This window comes from Xenorhabdus hominickii (assembly GCF_002632725.1).
Lineage (GTDB): Bacteria > Pseudomonadota > Gammaproteobacteria > Enterobacterales > Enterobacteriaceae > Xenorhabdus > Xenorhabdus hominickii.
On record NZ_NJAI01000005.1, the window covers coordinates 365,460 to 382,564 of the forward strand.

The 17,105-nt window shown below is 38.8% G+C and carries 18 protein-coding genes; 9 read left to right on the top strand and 9 right to left on the bottom strand.

Going from position 1 to position 17,105, the window contains the following annotated elements:
• Positions 1–52: 52 nt before the first annotated feature.
• Positions 53–1,447, top strand: coding sequence for a class II fumarate hydratase (fumC, locus tag Xhom_RS16620; RefSeq protein ID WP_069315821.1), 1,395 nt, complete (start codon positions 53–55; stop codon positions 1,445–1,447).
• Between the two features lie 86 nt (positions 1,448–1,533).
• Here fumC and tus read toward each other — a convergent pair whose 3' ends face one another.
• A complete protein-coding gene (gene tus / locus Xhom_RS16625) occupies positions 1,534–2,460 on the bottom strand; it encodes a DNA replication terminus site-binding protein (RefSeq protein WP_069315820.1) in 927 nt (308 codons plus the stop codon).
• A gap of 284 nt (positions 2,461–2,744) precedes the next feature.
• Here tus and Xhom_RS16630 point away from each other — a divergent pair, with 284 nt between their 5' ends.
• Positions 2,745–3,377, top strand: a complete 633-nt coding sequence (locus Xhom_RS16630) for a helix-turn-helix domain-containing protein (RefSeq protein ID WP_069315819.1) — start codon at positions 2,745–2,747, stop codon at positions 3,375–3,377.
• Between the two features lie 61 nt (positions 3,378–3,438).
• On the opposite strand, the gene Xhom_RS16635 is transcribed toward Xhom_RS16630, so the two are convergent.
• Positions 3,439–4,707 (bottom strand): MFS transporter, encoded by a 1,269-nt coding sequence (locus Xhom_RS16635; protein ID WP_069315818.1) that lies wholly within the window; start codon positions 4,705–4,707, stop codon positions 3,439–3,441.
• A 144-nt stretch (positions 4,708–4,851) separates the two neighbouring features.
• On the opposite strand from Xhom_RS16635, the gene Xhom_RS16640 reads away from it, so the two are divergent.
• From Xhom_RS16640 to bioD, 3 genes are all read left to right on the top strand, one after another.
• The gene (locus Xhom_RS16640) at positions 4,852–5,757 is read left to right on the top strand and encodes a LysR family transcriptional regulator (protein ID WP_069318425.1); all 906 of its coding nucleotides are present in this window, start codon (positions 4,852–4,854) and stop codon (positions 5,755–5,757) included.
• 163 nt (positions 5,758–5,920) lie between these two features.
• Positions 5,921–7,153, top strand: a complete 1,233-nt coding sequence (gene mlc / locus Xhom_RS16645) for a sugar metabolism global transcriptional regulator Mlc (protein ID WP_069315817.1) — start codon at positions 5,921–5,923, stop codon at positions 7,151–7,153.
• A gap of 125 nt (positions 7,154–7,278) precedes the next feature.
• Positions 7,279–7,965, top strand: coding sequence for a dethiobiotin synthase (gene bioD / locus Xhom_RS16650; protein ID WP_069315816.1), 687 nt, complete (start codon positions 7,279–7,281; stop codon positions 7,963–7,965).
• A 77-nt stretch (positions 7,966–8,042) separates the two neighbouring features.
• On the opposite strand, the gene Xhom_RS16655 is transcribed toward bioD, so the two are convergent.
• From Xhom_RS16655 to ydfG, 3 genes are all read right to left on the bottom strand, one after another.
• On the bottom strand, positions 8,043–8,354 hold the full coding sequence (locus Xhom_RS16655) for a DUF1161 domain-containing protein (protein ID WP_069315815.1): 312 nt from the start codon (positions 8,352–8,354) through the stop codon (positions 8,043–8,045).
• 36 nt (positions 8,355–8,390) lie between these two features.
• Complete coding sequence (locus Xhom_RS16660) at positions 8,391–8,753, bottom strand: DUF1283 family protein (protein ID WP_069315814.1); 363 nt, start codon at positions 8,751–8,753, stop codon at positions 8,391–8,393.
• A 135-nt stretch (positions 8,754–8,888) separates the two neighbouring features.
• A complete protein-coding gene (gene ydfG / locus Xhom_RS16665; protein ID WP_069315813.1) occupies positions 8,889–9,638 on the bottom strand; it encodes a bifunctional NADP-dependent 3-hydroxy acid dehydrogenase/3-hydroxypropionate dehydrogenase YdfG in 750 nt (249 codons plus the stop codon).
• Positions 9,639–10,194: 556 nt separating this feature from the next.
• On the opposite strand from ydfG, the gene Xhom_RS40000 reads away from it, so the two are divergent.
• The 4 genes from Xhom_RS40000 (at position 10,195) to Xhom_RS16690 (ending at position 13,648) form a co-directional block, all read left to right on the top strand.
• Positions 10,195–10,320, top strand: coding sequence for a hypothetical protein (locus Xhom_RS40000; RefSeq protein WP_257784758.1), 126 nt, complete (start codon positions 10,195–10,197; stop codon positions 10,318–10,320).
• A 497-nt stretch (positions 10,321–10,817) separates the two neighbouring features.
• Positions 10,818–12,605, top strand: coding sequence for a replication endonuclease (locus Xhom_RS16675; protein ID WP_084023041.1), 1,788 nt, complete (start codon positions 10,818–10,820; stop codon positions 12,603–12,605).
• Positions 12,606–12,833: 228 nt separating this feature from the next.
• On the top strand, positions 12,834–13,193 hold the full coding sequence (locus Xhom_RS16685; RefSeq protein ID WP_099139810.1) for a bacterial type II and III secretion system family protein: 360 nt from the start codon (positions 12,834–12,836) through the stop codon (positions 13,191–13,193).
• A 206-nt stretch (positions 13,194–13,399) separates the two neighbouring features.
• Positions 13,400–13,648 (top strand): hypothetical protein, encoded by a 249-nt coding sequence (locus Xhom_RS16690; protein WP_069315808.1) that lies wholly within the window; start codon positions 13,400–13,402, stop codon positions 13,646–13,648.
• A gap of 730 nt (positions 13,649–14,378) precedes the next feature.
• Here Xhom_RS16690 and Xhom_RS16695 read toward each other — a convergent pair.
• The 4 genes from Xhom_RS16695 to Xhom_RS16710 all read right to left on the bottom strand — a co-directional run bounded on the left by Xhom_RS16695 (position 14,379) and on the right by Xhom_RS16710 (position 16,463).
• Entirely contained in the window at positions 14,379–14,660 is a 282-nt protein-coding gene (locus tag Xhom_RS16695) for a hypothetical protein (RefSeq protein ID WP_069315807.1), read from the bottom strand.
• Positions 14,661–14,883: 223 nt separating this feature from the next.
• Positions 14,884–15,081, bottom strand: coding sequence for a type II toxin-antitoxin system TacA family antitoxin (locus tag Xhom_RS16700; protein ID WP_069315806.1), 198 nt, complete (start codon positions 15,079–15,081; stop codon positions 14,884–14,886).
• Positions 15,082–15,149: 68 nt separating this feature from the next.
• Positions 15,150–15,347, bottom strand: a complete 198-nt coding sequence (locus tag Xhom_RS16705) for a hypothetical protein (protein WP_069315805.1) — start codon at positions 15,345–15,347, stop codon at positions 15,150–15,152.
• Between the two features lie 660 nt (positions 15,348–16,007).
• A complete protein-coding gene (locus tag Xhom_RS16710) occupies positions 16,008–16,463 on the bottom strand; it encodes a YaiI/YqxD family protein (RefSeq protein ID WP_069315804.1) in 456 nt (151 codons plus the stop codon).
• Positions 16,464–17,105: the final 642 nt, after the last annotated feature.

Here is a 17,105-nt window from a genome sequence, read left to right on the forward strand (position 1 = left end):
CTGCAAGTTTGTTCCGGCGTGTTCAATTATTCTGTGTGCTAAGGAGATAGTAATGGCAGCCAATCGCATTGAAAAAGACTCAATGGGACCTATCGAAGTACCTGCTGACCAATTATGGGGAGCGCAAACGCAGCGCTCACTGGAGCATTTCCGAATTTCTCAGGAAAAAATGCCTGTTGCTCTGATTCATGCTCTTGCATTGACTAAACAAGCTGCAGCCAGCGTCAATATGGATTTAGGTCTTCTGCCTAAAGAACGTGCTGACGCAATTATTGCTGCTGCAAAAGAGGTGTTGGAAGGTAAACACCCAACAGAATTCCCTCTTGCTATCTGGCAGACCGGTTCGGGAACTCAAAGCAACATGAACATGAATGAAGTGTTGGCGAACCGTGGTAGTGAGATCTTAGGTGGACAGAGGGGCAATGAACGTTTGATCCACCCTAATGATGACGTAAACAAAAGCCAAAGTTCTAATGACGTATTTCCAACCGCTATGCATGTTGCGGCTGTTATCGCAGTACGTGAACATTTGTTGCCAGAGTTAAAAGCACTACAAAAGACACTGGCAGATAAAGCGGAAGCATTCAAGAACATCGTAAAAATTGGTCGTACCCACTTACAAGATGCGACTCCTCTGACATTAGGTCAGGAAGTTTCTGGCTGGGCGGCTATGCTTACGCATAACCTGAAACACATTGAGGACAGTATCCCTCATGTATGTGAATTGGCTTTGGGTGGAACCGCAGTAGGTACTGGTCTGAACACTCATCCAGAGTATGCTGTTCGCGTTGCGAAGAAAATCGCTGAATTATCCGCTCAACCTTTTGTGACTTCCCCGAATAAATTTGAAGCACTGGCAACTTGTGATGCGTTGGTTCACTCACATGGTGCATTAAAAGGTTTGGCTGCATCATTAATGAAAATTGCTAACGACATTCGTTGGCTGGCCTCTGGCCCTCGTAGTGGCATTGGTGAAATCTCCATCCCTGAAAATGAGCCAGGCAGCTCGATTATGCCAGGTAAGGTAAATCCAACTCAGTGCGAAGCAATGACCATGTTATGTGCTCAGGTCATGGGTAATGATGTGGCTATCAATATTGGTGGCTTATCTGGTAACTTCGAGCTGAATGTATTCCGTCCGATGGTGATCCATAACTTCCTGCAATCTGTTCGTCTGTTGGCGGATGGTATGCGTAGCTTCAATGAGCATTGTGCTATTGGTATTGAACCTAACCATGATCGTATTACTCAGTTGCTGAATGAATCATTGATGCTGGTAACAGCATTGAATACCCATATCGGCTACGATAAAGCGGCTGATATTGCAAAGAAAGCGCATAAAGAAGGCCTGACTCTAAAACAATCAGCGATGCAGTTGGGATATTTGACTGAAGCTGAATTTGACGCGTGGGTTCGCCCTGAAGATATGGTTGGTAGCATGAAATAATGCTTCTAGCCATTGTTGAGTGTTTTATCTCAGCAATGTTACTACTAAAAAAAACCGGAGAACATTGACTCCGGTTTTTTTACATCCTAAATCTCTCGGTAGAGATGTAAACGAGGGATAATCATCTCAAGTGGCTTAGCCTTTGGCTTATATCTATGCTTAATGGCATTGGCATTATAGTCGGATAACGAACCAATCTTCGGCGTAATTTCACTATCATCTGTGTAAAAAACAATAAGAGGGAGTGGACAAGCATACTGAACTTGCTTTTGTATCTCCGAATACCATACGCGAGTAATAGGTTGTACTTTTACAGGACGTTTGATTTTTAATACCACGTCATCGGGCAGTTTCTTGATATCAGTAATCTCTAGTGCCACCAATGCGGCCCACTGATCACTGGAGTATGGCGGAACTGCACGTCCTGCATTATAGCTTTTCTCCAACTGCTCCAGAATTTGTTGTTTGGTAACTTTATTGATGATGTTTTTATTGGCCCAACCAAAATTGATGGAATCAGGATTGAGTAGGGGAGTGATAGTCCGATAAGCGTTCAGAGTGATTAGACCCCGCAAATGGTCATGAACAAATTCAAAGCGTTGTTCTTTGCTAACACCTGATTGTTTAGTAACGATATTTTCCAACTCAACTTTTAATTGATTCACTTCATTGATGGCATTCATTGCTTCCTTGTATTGCTGGTGGCTGACAGAAAAACACAACGCACCTGGAAGCCGACTTGCTGCTTTACTACTGATATTGGGGCTATTATGATGTATGAATAATTTCTGATAGAAGTGTAAGCCTAAATTCAGAGCTTCAGATCCTTGCAGCGGATTAACCATAATTTCAGTCAATTGCTCATGCTCTTCACCTTTTTCTATTAGAGGTAATTTAAATACCCGGGCATTAATAACGGAATAGTTTGTTAACAATGAAATCAGTTCAGATAATTTTTCTTCTTGTTTTTTAAAGCAAGTCGTAAGCGATTCTATCGAATGGTATTTATTCATGTTCATCCTCAACGAAATAGGGCATCAACTTCTACTACTTACATTCATTAGTTACAACATACTTTTAACATAAAATCAACCCAAAAAATTCCACAACAAAAAAATAAATTACAAAACATTTCAATATTGTGATAAAAATCTTAAAAAGAGATAACATATATAATTAATATTCTGATGATGTATTAATACTCACACGCAGCCAGCTAGTTATAATAAAAAAGTTTATCCTCTTATTTTTATTCACTATTCTCATAGTAGGTGAATAGCACTAAAGGTTATTTAATATGAGGAAATTAATCAAGCCATTGAATTCATTCAACAAGGTGATGGATGTATTATTACCGCACTCAGAATTAGTTGCATCTGACTTATATAAAAAAAGGGCATCAATTAGAATTGAAAAGGAATCCTCAAAAATTTTTTTATTGAAACAAGGGCATGTCAATATACGAAGAGTAAGTGATGATCTAGTTATTTCAACATTCTTTTCACCTTATATTATAGGGCTATCTTTCCATCCTGGTTCAGAAATTTATTATTCTATTGAACTAGGGTCTGATTGTAAGCTTTACCAGATACCCAAAGTTAGTGTTTTGAATAAAATCAAGAAAAACGATCTCTATCGAGAATGGATGAGGATAATTTCATATAAAATTGCTTTTCTATATGCAAGAGATATTGGCCTTGTTCGGCATAGTGCGAAAGAAATAGTGTGTTGCCTATTATCCCGTTTAATGACTTTACCTAATGAATTTAGAGAAAGTATCACGGCCATCAAATATATAGAGCAACGATGTACACTTTCTCGTAGTTGTATACAACGCACCTTATTTTCGTTAAAGAAGGAAGGGTGTATTGAAATTGATGGGGGATACTTAACAAAAGTTTTTAAGTTACCTATACAATGTTATTATTAAAATTCAATATTCATTAAGAATATTGCCAACATATTCTTATGTATGTCAGCAATTACCTTGATTAATTGACTAATTTATTGAGCTTAAATCCCAAACAAAGGGCAATGATAGTTAAAAGTAAAATAAATACGGCAATACCGTTCCAGGCAAAATTAAACCAAAACAAACCACCTAACGTTCCAGCAATACTTGACCCTGCATAATAACAGAATAGATAAAGCGACGAAGCCTGCGCTTTCGCCCGTTTAGCGCGTTGTCCGACCCATCCACTAGCAACAGCATGTGCAGAGAAAAAACCGGTTGTCAGTATCACCATGCCTAACATAATGGTCCAAATGGAAGAAAACACTGTCATTAAACAACCCACCAACATCATACTGATAGCGATTAATAAAACTTTCCCTCGCCCATATTTATTTGTTAGAGAGCCAGCCTTTGCTGCACTGTAAGTACCGGTTAGATAGGCGATAGATAATAATCCGACAATAGTTTGGCTAAAATGATAAGGAGCTTCTAATAGCCGATAACCGATGTAATTAAACATAGTAATAAAGCTACCCATCAGTAAGAAGGCTTCGGCAAACAGAAAAGGCAAGCCCAGATCACGAAAATGCAACTTCAGGTTGATAAGTAATGTCTTCGGTTTTAGTGAACTGGATTTAAAATTCTTTGATTCTGGTAACATTTTCCAAAAGGTTATTGCGGAAATTAAAGCAAACGTACCTAACAAAATAACAGAAAACCGCCATGGAAAGTGGTCTGCAATCACCCCAGAGATCAAGCGCCCACTCATTCCCCCTATAGAATTACCGCTGATGTAAAGTCCCATCGATAAGGCAACATAACTAGGATGGATTTCTTCACTTAAATAAGTCATCGCTACAGCAGCAACACCACTTAATGACAAACCAACAAGGGCTCGAATCAACAAAATACCATTCCAGCTTGTCATTATAGAACCCAATAGAGTAAACAGGGCTGCGGCAATCAATGACACAACCATGACATTTTTGCGGCCAATTGCATCAGAAAGAGGACCTGTAATTAACAATCCAAGGGATAACATTCCAGTAGAAAGTGATAAAGCTAAACTGCCATTAGCTGGTGAGACATTAAATTCTTTTGATAAGATGGGCAGTATTGGTTGAACAAAGTAGAGCAATGCAAAAGTTGCTAACCCAACAGAAAAGAATGAAAGAGTAACACGCATATATACAGCATCTTCTCGCTGAATGTAGTGCTGTTTGTTTTTTCGACCCTTTGTGTTTTCAATGTTGCTTTCAACGTCAGATACAGCTGATTTTTCACTGACGCTTTGGATTGTATTCACATTACTTCCTTATCTATATCCGTGTGGTAAAAAAAGTTAACAACTTGATTCAGATCAAGGATAGGAATTAGTAAATATTTTGTCTAATATATTAATCATTGCAAATAATATGTTAAAAGTATCAATTAGGTGACAGATATGGCAATTAATATTGAATTAAGACATTTGCGTTATTTTATTGCGGTTGCTGAGGAATTACACTTTGGGCGGGCAGCAGAGCGATTAAATATCTCACAACCGCCATTAAGCCAACAGATTCAATCTCTTGAAGCAAATATAAATGCTCAATTGCTGGTACGTAATAATCGGAATGTCAGCTTAACATCTGCCGGTCACATGTTTCTTCAAGAAGCATACCAGGTGATTGCTCAAGTTGATGCAGCAGCCACCAGAGCTGCGCGAATGCAACAAGGAGAGTTAGGGGAAATATCCATTGGCTTTACGTCCACCGCACCTTTTATGCATAACGTTGCACTTAGCTTGCGTCAGTTTCGGGAACGTTACCCTGATGTGGCGATTCACATGCATCAAATGAATACCAAACAACAAATTGCACCTTTGCAGACCGGTAGGATTGATATAGGGATCATGCGCAACACGCTATTACCTGATAACTTGACGCATCAATTACTCTTTCGGGAGCGTTTTATGTTAGCCGTATATGACGACCATCCCTTACTAAGGTATGCAGATAAAGGTGTTGAACTAGAAATGTTATCTGACTACCCACTGGTATTTTTTGAACGTGATGTGGGAACGGCTTTGTATGATGAGATTATTGCCTTATTGGCCAACGCAGGAGTGACTCCAATAATTTCACAGGAAGCAGGTGAAGCCATGACAATTCTGGGCTTAGTTGCTGCCGGATTAGGGATCAGCATTATCACCGAATCATTTACTCGAATGAAACTGGATGGTGTCCAATATCTGCCTTTAGCAAATAACCCTGCTTATTCCGAAGTTTGGTTGGTTAAGCATAAAAGTTGCAATAATAGTGCTGCCGCAGATCGGATGACTGACCTTTTGATCGCAACTTTTGATTTAAAGTAATTTAGGCGAAGAATCATAGATAGAATAGGTGAGAAAAAGTAACAATCACGATAAGTTCGTGTGAAAGATCACATTTCTACCTCAAACGGATATCTTCTCATTTAAACAACGACATAATCGTTATTAATTATTTAGCAGGATGAATTAAATAGCGGGAGGCGAGGTGAGTGTTGATGTACAACCGAGTCATATTGACCAAATTAAGCAAACTAATGTTGGGTTGATCTATCGGTTAATTGATCAACATGGCCCCATCTCACGTATCGCTCTTTCTAAAAAAGCTCAATTGGCACCAGCCAGTATTACGAAAATCACGCGGGAGCTCATTGATGCTCATTTAGTAAAAGAAACTGAGTTTCCTGATCTCGGTTTTCGTGGGCGTCCTGCTATCGGATTGAAAGTAGAGAGTGAAAGGTGGCAGTTTTTATGTATCCGTATTAACAAAAGCACTATTACCATTGCGCTACGTGAGTTGAAAGACAATCTTGTGGTAGAAGAAGAAATACCGTTCCTCATGACCCAGAGTCAACTTTTCTTAAATTGCCTTGCTGATAAAATGGACGATTTTTTCTTTCGTCATCAATCTGTTATTGAACGCCTGACGGCAATCAGCATTATTATTAATGCGCCTGTTGATCCGATTAACGGGATAATTCGTAATTTGACGTACTGTAGTAATATGCAGGACATTCCTCTGAAAGAATTTTTACACCACCGCACAGGGCTGCCAATTTTTTTACAGCATAGTATAACTGCATGGACAATTGCAGAATTTCTATATGGAGCAGGGAAGAACTGCCAAAACCTAATCCAGCTCGTCATTGATGATAATGTTGCTGCTGGTGTTATAACAGCAGGACAAATACTTCATGCTGGGCAGCATGGTGTCGTGGAAATCGGGCATACTCAAATCGATCCTGAAGGTGAGCCTTGCTACTGTGGCAATATAGGTTGCCTTGAAACTGTGGTAAGCATCAAAAATATTTTGGCAAAAACTCGTTATCTGGCAGAAAGGTGTCTTGATACCTTAACTTATGCAATAGTCAGCAATAAATCATTGACCATTGATTCACTGTGTCAGTCCGTTATTGACGGTGATTCCTTAGCAATCGAAATTATCCATGACACAGGAGAACATATCGGGCGGATCATGGCCCTTATGGTCAATATATTTAATCCCGAAAAAATTTTGATTGGTTCGCCATTGAACGGTGTGAAACATATACTTTATCCTGCCATGCAACAACAAATAGCTCAACGTTCACTGCCTGGTTATAGCCAACAAATTGATATTGTTGCTACCCAATTTGATAACACAGGCACACTCCCCGCAGCAGCATTAATTAAACAATCTCTATATAACGGCGAATTACTGATAGCGCTTATGCAAGGGTAAATATAACGCATATCAAGCAAAATATTGAGCTAACGCAATCCCTATCTCAAATACATCCCCTACACTTTAAGCCTGCTCGCTAAAAAGCGTAATCGGTCTATCTGTCATTACGGAAAAATGAATTTATGTTAACGCGCTTATTTGTTACAGGCTCGGATACCAACATTGGTAAAACAATTGTTACCCGCGCATTACTGCAGGTCTTGAATCGTGAAGGGACAACTGCGGTAGGATATAAACCCATTGCGACCGAGAAAAAAGACACTCCTGAGGGCATACGTAATCGTGATGCTTTAGTCATACATCAATCCTCATCAGTTCAAGTGGCTTATGAAGAAATAAATCCGATAATTTGGGAAAGTAATTATGAAGAAGAAAATCGGGTCGACTTTACTCAAATGACGAAAGGGCTGAGAAATTTAGGTCATAAAGCCGATCGCGTGATCATTGAAGGTAATGGTGGTTGGCGTATGTTGCTCGACGATGAAACATTTTATTCTGATTGGGTTGTACAAGAGAAACTGCCAGTCATTCTGGTAGTGGGGATCCAAGCTGGATGTGTCAATCATGCTATTTTGACCGTTCAAGCCATTATAAATGATGGGGTGTCACTGGTTGGCTGGATTGCTAATCGTATTAATCCTGGTTTGGCGCATTATGCAAAGATATTGGATAGGTTACAGCGTCACATACCCGCACCACAACTGGGTGAAATTCCTTATCTGTTAAGGCCAGAAGAGCGCGATTTGTCCTGCTATCTAGATATTTCTGCAATATCAGAATTTGATAACTCATCCTCTTTTGATAAATAGCCATAACTAATTAATAAGACAAACAAAAAGAGAGCTGATGTTTAGCTCCCTTTTTTTTACATTTTCTCTGGCTACTGCTATTTGCATTTATTTGTATTAGTTGGGTTATTTAGTGGAATAGTCTTAGTGGTGCCTGGATGAGAAAAACGGGTATAAATTATTTTTTTGTTACCGTGATCGCAATAGCCAACCATTTTTCCATTGCCTTTAACCGTATTGTCTTTAGCAACTTCATCACTAGAAACAATGTCAAGCTTAAAGCCCGTTTTCGGGACACCATTTTTAATGATCTTCTGTGCTATTTCTTCTTTCAGACTTTCACATGTAGCTTGTGCTACAAAAGGGGAAAGAGTGAACAGTAAAACACCAGTCAGTAGAATTTTTTTCACCAGTATCTCCCTATTCTAATGTTGGAGTTGTGCCTATCAAGGGTGGATGGACCGACCTGTATTGATATCCAAACAACGCTTTGTATTTGGTTCCCAATAAGCATTGATGTTTGTGCTTTTCAAACAGGTTTCACGATTATCAACTTCTACTTCATACTTATCAAACTCTTTCTCCTTACGTTTGTTCACTTTTTGGCGCAAATCTCTCTGATCATTCCATTCTTCTCTCTCTTGACGAGCCTTTTCTTTGCTCATCGAATTTTCGCCTCCTCCATTGATAGTTACGCATGTACTATCTGATGTGCAAGGCGTAGAAAACGCAGGGATTTGCCAAAATAATGCACACAATAGCGCGATAGTAGATACGCTTTTCACAATTAAAGAAGTATGAATACTCATGTCTGAACCTCTTTCAGTATGTCATTTATCGAGAAGCTACCAAAAAAGCGTTACATAATAAACATAAGCTTTTTCAGTAGAAAAATATTGAGAGTTAACCGTTCATCAAAGTAAGGTTAGTACATCTAGTTAAGATTATGAGTTCCTATGTACACTCAAACCTGCGAATGATTGACAAACTGGCATCATCTCTAATGTATTAATATTGACACGAGAAGGGAGATTGGCAACCCAAAATACGGCTTCTGCAACATCATCTGCTGTCAAGGCTTCTGCTCCCTCATAGGTTTTGCTCACTTTATCTTCATTACCTTTAAAGCGAATTTGAGAAAACTCTGTACCTCCAACAAGCCCAGGTTCAATATCGGTAACTCGGATGTTTTTCCCTTGTAGGTCTGCCCGTAAACCTAGGCTAAACTGTCTAACAAACGCTTTCGTGGCACCATATACGTTACCACCGGAATATGGCCAGCTTGCTGCCGTGGAACCAATATTAATAACGTGCCCGCAATTATTTTCCACCATGTGAGGCAATAGGGCGCGAGTCATGTTTACTAATCCTTTAGTATTGGTATCGATCATCGTTTCCCAATTATCAGGATTAGCTTGATGAGCAGGCTCTAGCCCTAATGCAAGACCAGCATTATTCACAAGAACATCAATATGTTTCAATGCGTCGGGTAATTGTTGAACTACTTGCTCGATTGCAGAGCGATCTCTTACATCAAGCTGAATGGGGTGGAAGTTTTTACCCAACTCTTTTTTCAGCTGATCTAATCTTTCTTGGCGACGCCCTGTAGCAATAACCACTGAACCCTGTTTAATGAATCTCCTTGCAATTGCTTCACCAAAACCTGAAGTTGCTCCTGTCACAAAAACAATCATAATTCACCTCTATTTGTAAGTTGTTATCATTTATTTTCACATTAGTAAAAAATTTCACTGTTATTAAGTCAAGTTGAAGTTTTTTTAGTTTGAACGCTATTTTGAATAGACGAACATGTGTTCACCTGATGCTGCTGGTGGTATATAGGCTGCTTCCAATTGCTGTATAGACACGCAGATACTCACAGGATTCAATATTAGTCAAGCTGGCTCTAATTATGAGAAGCCCATATGGTTACTTAGGAAAGAAAGCACAGGATTGATAATTCTGAATGATTTTTGGATTATTGAATTGGCAGTTTTGGAATTGAAGTTGGATAATTTGCTGAAACCGTCTTGTATATTTAATACAAAAATAATGGCTCGCTAAAATTGTCTTGATTACTAATGCTGTTCAAAAGGGTGATTTGCCGCTGGATCACTAAATAACATTCCAAAATAGTGCTATACCTTGTACAACTTAAACCCTTTGTATTAAAATGGTTGAAGGCACTATGTGTAGCAACATTATGAAATCCTATTTAGCCATGGTGGTTTGAGTGAGGAAAGTAACTTTATGAGTAGTCGTATCCATCGAATTATGTTCGGCGATGAAGATAAAACAGATGAGATTATTGGGGTGGTCCTTCAGACCGGAATCAAGGAAAAAATTATTGACCGTGTTCAGCGGGGCTATTCATAGTGCTTTTATTTTTAATTACAATTGATTCGCATAATCTCGAACCGCGTTATGTTTAATTGCTAGGCTGCTAGAATAGCGGTGGCAGTCTAGCAATTTAGCATAACGTGGATTGTGCGAATCCCCGCATCGATCTTTCCTGTCCACCTGCCCAAAAGCCCACACCCCTTGACTCCCTAAACTAGTACACGAGGGGATATGGGCGCTATTTATTCACATTCTGATCGCACTGCATTAGGTCTTCAATTCTTGAATTCCTATAACGGTTATTTTGATTCATTTCACCGTCAGCATAAGCCCTTACAATCCCAACCTGAATATCACAAGAACATTGCTCGTTTCGCTCAGTCAAAACGGGATTATTTGTTCTCTCGGCAGCGTTATATTCAAGTATTTGGGGAGCAGGAGGGAGCTTTTTACCGTCTCTTGATTCTCGCGTTCATCAAATCATTTTTTTATTTGAAGTCGATTCGTTACCTGAGTTTTCCCTTGATTGGCGTATGTATGTTGCTTATTTGGCATCTGGATTTGGTTCTTTTTCTATCTCTGTAGCGCAAGCTGTTTGTAGTTTAGTTAAGGGATTAGGTGTCGATAAAGCGGTAACAAGATTAGAAATGGCTTATTCTTTGGCGTTTGCAACTCCAGACGGTAAAGGAAAAGGCATTAATCTTTTCTGTTCAGATGAAGATCTGCAATTAATTGCGGGTGATTTTGTTCAATCGCTATCTGATTCATCTTTATGGTCTTGGTTTGATTCATCTGATGATCGGGATGCTTTTTGTGATGCTTTTATTGAAACTATTAAGAATCGCGTTGAGCAGGATTTCAATTTTTCTGCTGATACTGTGTCGAATTTGATTCGAACTCGGTCTGGTAGTTCACTCCTACATAGGAAATTCGGCGTTATTTTACGCTTTATGAATCCTTACTTTGTTCGTCGTTACTTAGACAGGCAACGCCTTTCCAGAGTGCTTGAGATCTCCCGTATTTTGATGATGCTTTCACCGTTAAAGCCGTATTCCTCTGATTGGTTACTTTCACACTATAAACATAAGGATGCCAAAACATTGCGTTTTCTTGAGGCAATGGGAATTTTTGATGCTGATGAAAAATTAGTTTGTAGCTTGAAAGAGGCGTTTGATTCCTCTGTTTCTAATCGTAAAAATCGGGTTGTCGAATTGATAGTTCGTGCGAAAGGTGTTTGTTCATTAGCCGAGAATATGGGCTTGCAGGGTTATTTTATCGTGTTGACTTGTCCTTCTCGCTTTCATTCAGTCAGAACAGTGAAGAACAGTAAAACGGGTAAGGCTTTTCATCTTGAAAATCCACAATGGGCTGAGAATGGAATGCCGACTGTTCGTGATTCTCATCAATGGTTATTGGACATGTTTACTCGTGTCCGTAAACGCTTGGATAAACTTGATATCACGATCCCAGGATTGAGAACCGTTGAGCCTCATGCTGATGGTTGTGTTCACTGGAATATATTGTTTTATTCCCAGTCTGAGCATTTGGATACGGTTTTGTCAGTTTTTAAGGAAGAAGCATTTAGGGATTCACCAGATGAGAAAGGAGCGCAACAGCATCGTATAAAAATGACAGCGGTTGATCCTGAGAAGGGAGATGGCTTCTCTTATATCATCAAATATATTACTAAGATGGCAGGATTTGAGGATTCTAAAGGCATTTCAGGGCTGAATGACAAATATTCGGGGGCATCATTTCAGAATGCTGTACAGCGTGTATCTGTTTGGTCTCGTGTCTCAGGAATTCGGCTATTTCAGTTCTTCGGTTGCCCTAGCGTGACTGTTTATCGCCAGTTACGGCTTCTGCGTCACCCTTTGAAAAAAGGGGATATTTCATTGGAACATTTCACTGATGATGAGAAGTGTGAATTAGAAGAATTACGTCTTGCTGCTGATAGCGGCGATTTTTTAAGTTATATCGAGTTAAGCGGTGGTTTTTTCTCGGACTTTGTAGCAAGGCCATATTACTTAACTCAGATTATTGATGGTGAAGAAAAGAGGAACTGTTATGAAGAAACAGCCAGTAAAACTGTTTACGGTTTTACCTTCCATCACCATGTTTTTATAACTCGTTTTACAAATTGTGAGGTTAGACGAATGAATGAAGCAGATAGCCTTGCGCTGGCATTTTTACGCGCAGATGAAAGTACTTTAAATCAGGACTTTCTTGATTGTCTTGAACAGGGTTCTGATGATTTTGAAGATGATTACGAGCCAGAAAATGGGAGACGCTTACAGAGTTTATTGGAAGGAGCACGTTAATAATGAGCTTTTCTCTGTATGCATCATATATTCAAATGGGTGCCTTATTATGTAGCAGAGATGCTGCATCATTATTACCTTCCAAAATTGTTTGTTTTTCATTCTCAGAAGATAGCTTTTTGGGGTTTTTATCGTGTCTTTTGAAAACAAAGCGGCCACAAGGTGAGGTCGCGAACTTTGAGACTGTTTTGTTTTCCTTGGACTCGGACTCGGCCCGTGTTGTCTAATGTGACTTATCAGGATGGACGGCCTGTACAGTCGATTGAATATCGTTCCAGCGGGGTAATTTTCGATATTCAGCCAACAATTAAAAGTCAGGCGATTGATTTAAAAATACAGCAGCAGCTATCCAACTTTGTCAAAACAGACACGGGCGTGAATCAGTCACCCACCTTGATTAAACGTGACATTGTTACTGATGTTTCGGTCAAAAGCGGTGAAATTATAGTGTTAGGTGGTCTGGCTGAAAACAAGGTAGAAGAGGGCGAAGCAGGATTCAGTTTTCTGCCAAAAGGCTTTTTAACAGGCAAGTCAAAAGCGAATACGAAGACCGATATTATCGTATTATTGCAGGTAAAAGTTATTTGACGTTATCGAGCACGGAAAAACCGCCCCCGCAGCGGTGCGAGGAGGCAGGATTTTTCGGCGCAGATAGCGTCATTGTGTTTTTATATTGGCTATAATCTGGATAAAAATAGAGTATCGGGTATTTGGGGTAGATAGATATGAGAAATATTATCGGATATGAGCAACTTGATATTTTCTAGGTAATTAATTACTTAGAGGATATTTTTATGTCTGTGAAAAACCAGAGTCGTGACCGTCTTCCAAATGGAAGATTGAAATCTTATCGTCGGGTAGGGAGACAGTTTGCCAGTTGTAAAAAATGGTTTGATAAATCTCCGTCTTGGTATCGTAACTTAATGATGACCAGACCAGAACGGCGGGAAGTAAAACAACTTCTGTCTAAGGTATTAAACGGTAGCGATCCTGATGGAATGGCGTTTCCGATACACAATAAACCCTTTGCATGGTTTTATTGAATAGCGTCAATTTTGCCTATCTTTATATCATCGTTACAATGTAAGAATACTTATTTTAGTGATGACGGTAATTATGGTAATTACCGTAAGATAGTGGACTTTAGGAATCAGACGTTCATATCTAACGAACTAACCACTCATGTTTAGCGAACTAAGCGCTCATGTTTAGAAAAAAGGGAGAGGGGGATATGAAAAACTTAAAACACATGCAGAACTACATACCGAGTGGATGAAAAATCCTGAATATAAAGTAGAATATGAAGAATCCTCCGATGAAGAAGTGGAATTTCATATAATCCAACATAATAAAAATTAAAGAGAAAAAATCGTTTTTGATTCAAGGTTTGATAAACTTCGGGAAGTTTGAGTTTATTCTATTGTAATAGCTCTGATGATCGTAATGTTGCTCGTTCAATGGATTGGATGCCCGTTAGGGCATGTAAGGCGGCATTCGAAAGGTTATGGGAGAACAGGGCTAATCCGCCGATACAAAGGGGGGGCTGAATCAGGGAATACGAAACCCTCCCTTCACCCTGCTAAGCCCGTGAGCGAAGCGAACCACGGAATTATCAGACTCACGAAAGCAGAACGGTCGATAGACAAAAGGCTATTCAGCGGATACGGCGAACTAAATGCTCATGTTTAACAGAGTGAGTGCTTATTTTTAACGAACTAAGCACTCATGTTTAAGATGTTAAAGTTATAATAACTTATTAATTTTAAATATTTTTTACAGTCTCGGAGCTAATAATTTTTTTATATTTCGTAGTCCTTCTAATCCACCTGGTATCATAAAACCTAATGTTCCATCATTATGATCTATAACTTCTTGGAGTTTGGCTGTGTTTTTGTATTTTTCAATCTTTGATAATGCATAAGAAGCATCTTCTATTAAATTGTATATTTTTATTTTTTTTATGTTTTCATGCCATTTTTTTGTTTCTTCATTGTAAATATATACACGATCAAATCCTCTTGTTATGCAATAACCAACTACTTTCCATTTTTTCAAGTTATTTTCCTTAAAGAAATTTAGTGGGGGATGTATATCAAAACAAATGTATTATTTACTAAAAACAGCCCATATAGCTAATGCTATCACTATGAATATTAAAAAATTTTTAGGGCTTGTTGGAATATGCATTACATTTTCCTCTTAGTAAGTGTGTCATGCTGTAGTGGCCTAAGGTTCTCTTCGAGTTTTCAGCCTTGCACCTGATGTTTTACAGAATGGCTTAAGTTTTTAGCTGAGATTTCCACGGCGCTTTATACCCCATGAGTTTTTTAAAACCTGCATTATTAGAAAGCGGTTGCTCCAGTATTTGCATGAATGCATGATATTTTTCGTCGCTAACGAATAAGTGGTGCTGATCGAGTATAACTTCTTTATTATTAATAAGTAGTTGATTATTATTATTTTTAGTGTCTTTCATATCATTCCCTTATTAATCTATAAAAGAGTAAAATCTCCTCAGTAGAGGAGATCTTTGTATTTTTGCAGTTAGTTTTGAGTCTGTTGCTTAACAGCATGAATCAAGTCCTTTGCTGCATCTTTTGCATAATTATCAATCAAATGGTTAACAAGGTCTGTCCATGAGATAGATTTTCCCGCCACATGACTGGCATCTATTGCTAGTCGTTCAAGCTTCAATTTTCTTTCGGCGACAATGGCCATAGTTGTTCGCTTAGGTGTAGACATAACAGTGTTCGCCTTTTTATTAGTCAAAATCTTATATTGACTTATTATAGGTAAACATTCATGTAATTGTATCTTTGTACTTGTATAAGTGTTTACCATGTGGTAGATTTTTTTCAGTGCATGATTGTATATGTGCATATTTTGCTAACTGGAGCCATTGGAATGTGAGTTTTTTAGTCGGCTAGTGGAATGGTAGATCGGGTACTCAGGGTCAAACCTCAGTACTTTTTTAAAAGTGTTAATGGTTCGCACAATCTATATTATGTTAAATTGATTAATGGCCAGTTAGCTCATAACCCTTCCTCTGCTTCAGAATAATCATAGAGTTATTATTATTTCTCTTTCTCATCTTCCCTTGCTGGATAGGCTTGATTGGGGCTGCTCTCTCTATCACACCGTATTTTTCGTACTCAGCATCGGTATGAAAACTAGAAAATTGACGAGTGACACGAAAACAGCCTTATCCTGATGTATTCAACCTACTCAAGTAATGATTGGTGAATGGTTACCCATGTTATCGGAGACTGAAACTTCTGAGAGGATTCAGTCATGAAAAATTTATTGATACCGTTACAAATATATTACAAATATAAGAGCCTAAAACTGTAATCCTTTTGATAACAATCGTGTTTTTTGTTCACAGAATAGTCATGTTTCCTTTTAAGATACTTTTTTTTGTTGCAATAACCAGTTATCTAGTTCATTTGCGAACCGTTGGCGATCACGTTGGTTTAACGTAGCAGGCCCTCCCGTGTGGATCCCACTCGCTCGCATCGTATCCATAAAATCACGCATAGCTAGGCGTTCACGTATTGTCGCTTCACTATAACGTTCACCGCGTGGATTGAGTGCTATCGCACCTTTTTCGATCACTTCAGCAGCAAGAGGAATATCTGCTGTAATCACTAAGTCACCAATTTCTGAACGACGAACAATTTCATTGTCAGCGACATCAAATCCAGCAGGGACTTGTAACGTACGTAAAAAAGCGGATATAGGTACACTTAGTCGTTGATTTGCCACGAATGTAACCTGTACTTTTTCACGTTCTGCTGCACGATATAATACTTCTTTTATAACCTTAGGACATGCATCAGCATCTACCCATATAGGCATAACAGGTTCCTCTCAATTTCATATTATTAGCTATATATGTAAGTCTAACAGGTCTTGCATGGGTCGCCTGACTCAAAAAAATTAGATGGCTTGTCTTTACTCATAAACCAAGCCTGTACGAAATACGATAAAATTGCTACAGGGCATGTCAAAAAACCTGAGATAAACCCAATACCAATCAGATGGTAAAGTTTTATTTTGTTCATTTTTTGAACAATGGGATCCAATTTTTCTGATATCTCCAGTATTTCATGATGAGATACAATAATCCTGACAATGAACTGAAATGCTGTAGAATTTTATAAGTTCCTATAAATAACGACAGCACAAAAACAACGCTGTCCTTATAGCCCTGCTTTTCATAACGAGCAAAGGATATTGGGAAAAGAATAGATAGGGGACGTTATGCATCATCCTGTACAGTTGCGTTATCCTCATTGGAATTCTGTTTTTTGTGAGAACAAGCCACTGGCTGAGCACTCCAGAAGAAAAGCTATTGAGTGGTGCATTCAACATGACGCCCTCTGGTTTAGCTCTCATTTTGGTCATGTATTAAATAGTTAGTTGTTGTGATATGCTTCCCGCCTTTTAAGGGTAAAGCATGGCCAAAGCTGACGTCTATTGCCGTTATTGTCACAAATC

Excerpts from the sequence above, each read along its gene's own strand:
- fumC (WP_069315821.1), top strand. The coding sequence starts at position 53 with ATGGCAGCCAATCGCATTGAAAAAGACTCAATGGGACCTATCGAAGTA.
- tus (WP_069315820.1), bottom strand. The coding sequence starts at position 2,460 with ATGAATAAATACCATTCGATAGAATCGCTTACGACTTGCTTTAAAAAA.
- Xhom_RS16630 (WP_069315819.1), top strand. The coding sequence starts at position 2,745 with ATGAGGAAATTAATCAAGCCATTGAATTCATTCAACAAGGTGATGGAT.
- bioD (WP_069315816.1), top strand. The coding sequence starts at position 7,279 with ATGTTAACGCGCTTATTTGTTACAGGCTCGGATACCAACATTGGTAAA.
- Xhom_RS16660 (WP_069315814.1), bottom strand. The coding sequence starts at position 8,753 with ATGAGTATTCATACTTCTTTAATTGTGAAAAGCGTATCTACTATCGCG.
- ydfG (WP_069315813.1), bottom strand. The coding sequence starts at position 9,638 with ATGATTGTTTTTGTGACAGGAGCAACTTCAGGTTTTGGTGAAGCAATT.
- Xhom_RS40000 (WP_257784758.1), top strand. The coding sequence starts at position 10,195 with ATGAGTAGTCGTATCCATCGAATTATGTTCGGCGATGAAGATAAAACA.
- Xhom_RS16675 (WP_084023041.1), top strand. The coding sequence starts at position 10,818 with ATGTATGTTGCTTATTTGGCATCTGGATTTGGTTCTTTTTCTATCTCT.
- Xhom_RS16690 (WP_069315808.1), top strand. The coding sequence starts at position 13,400 with ATGTCTGTGAAAAACCAGAGTCGTGACCGTCTTCCAAATGGAAGATTG.
- Xhom_RS16700 (WP_069315806.1), bottom strand. The coding sequence starts at position 15,081 with ATGAAAGACACTAAAAATAATAATAATCAACTACTTATTAATAATAAA.
- Xhom_RS16705 (WP_069315805.1), bottom strand. The coding sequence starts at position 15,347 with ATGTCTACACCTAAGCGAACAACTATGGCCATTGTCGCCGAAAGAAAA.
- Xhom_RS16710 (WP_069315804.1), bottom strand. The coding sequence starts at position 16,463 with ATGCCTATATGGGTAGATGCTGATGCATGTCCTAAGGTTATAAAAGAA.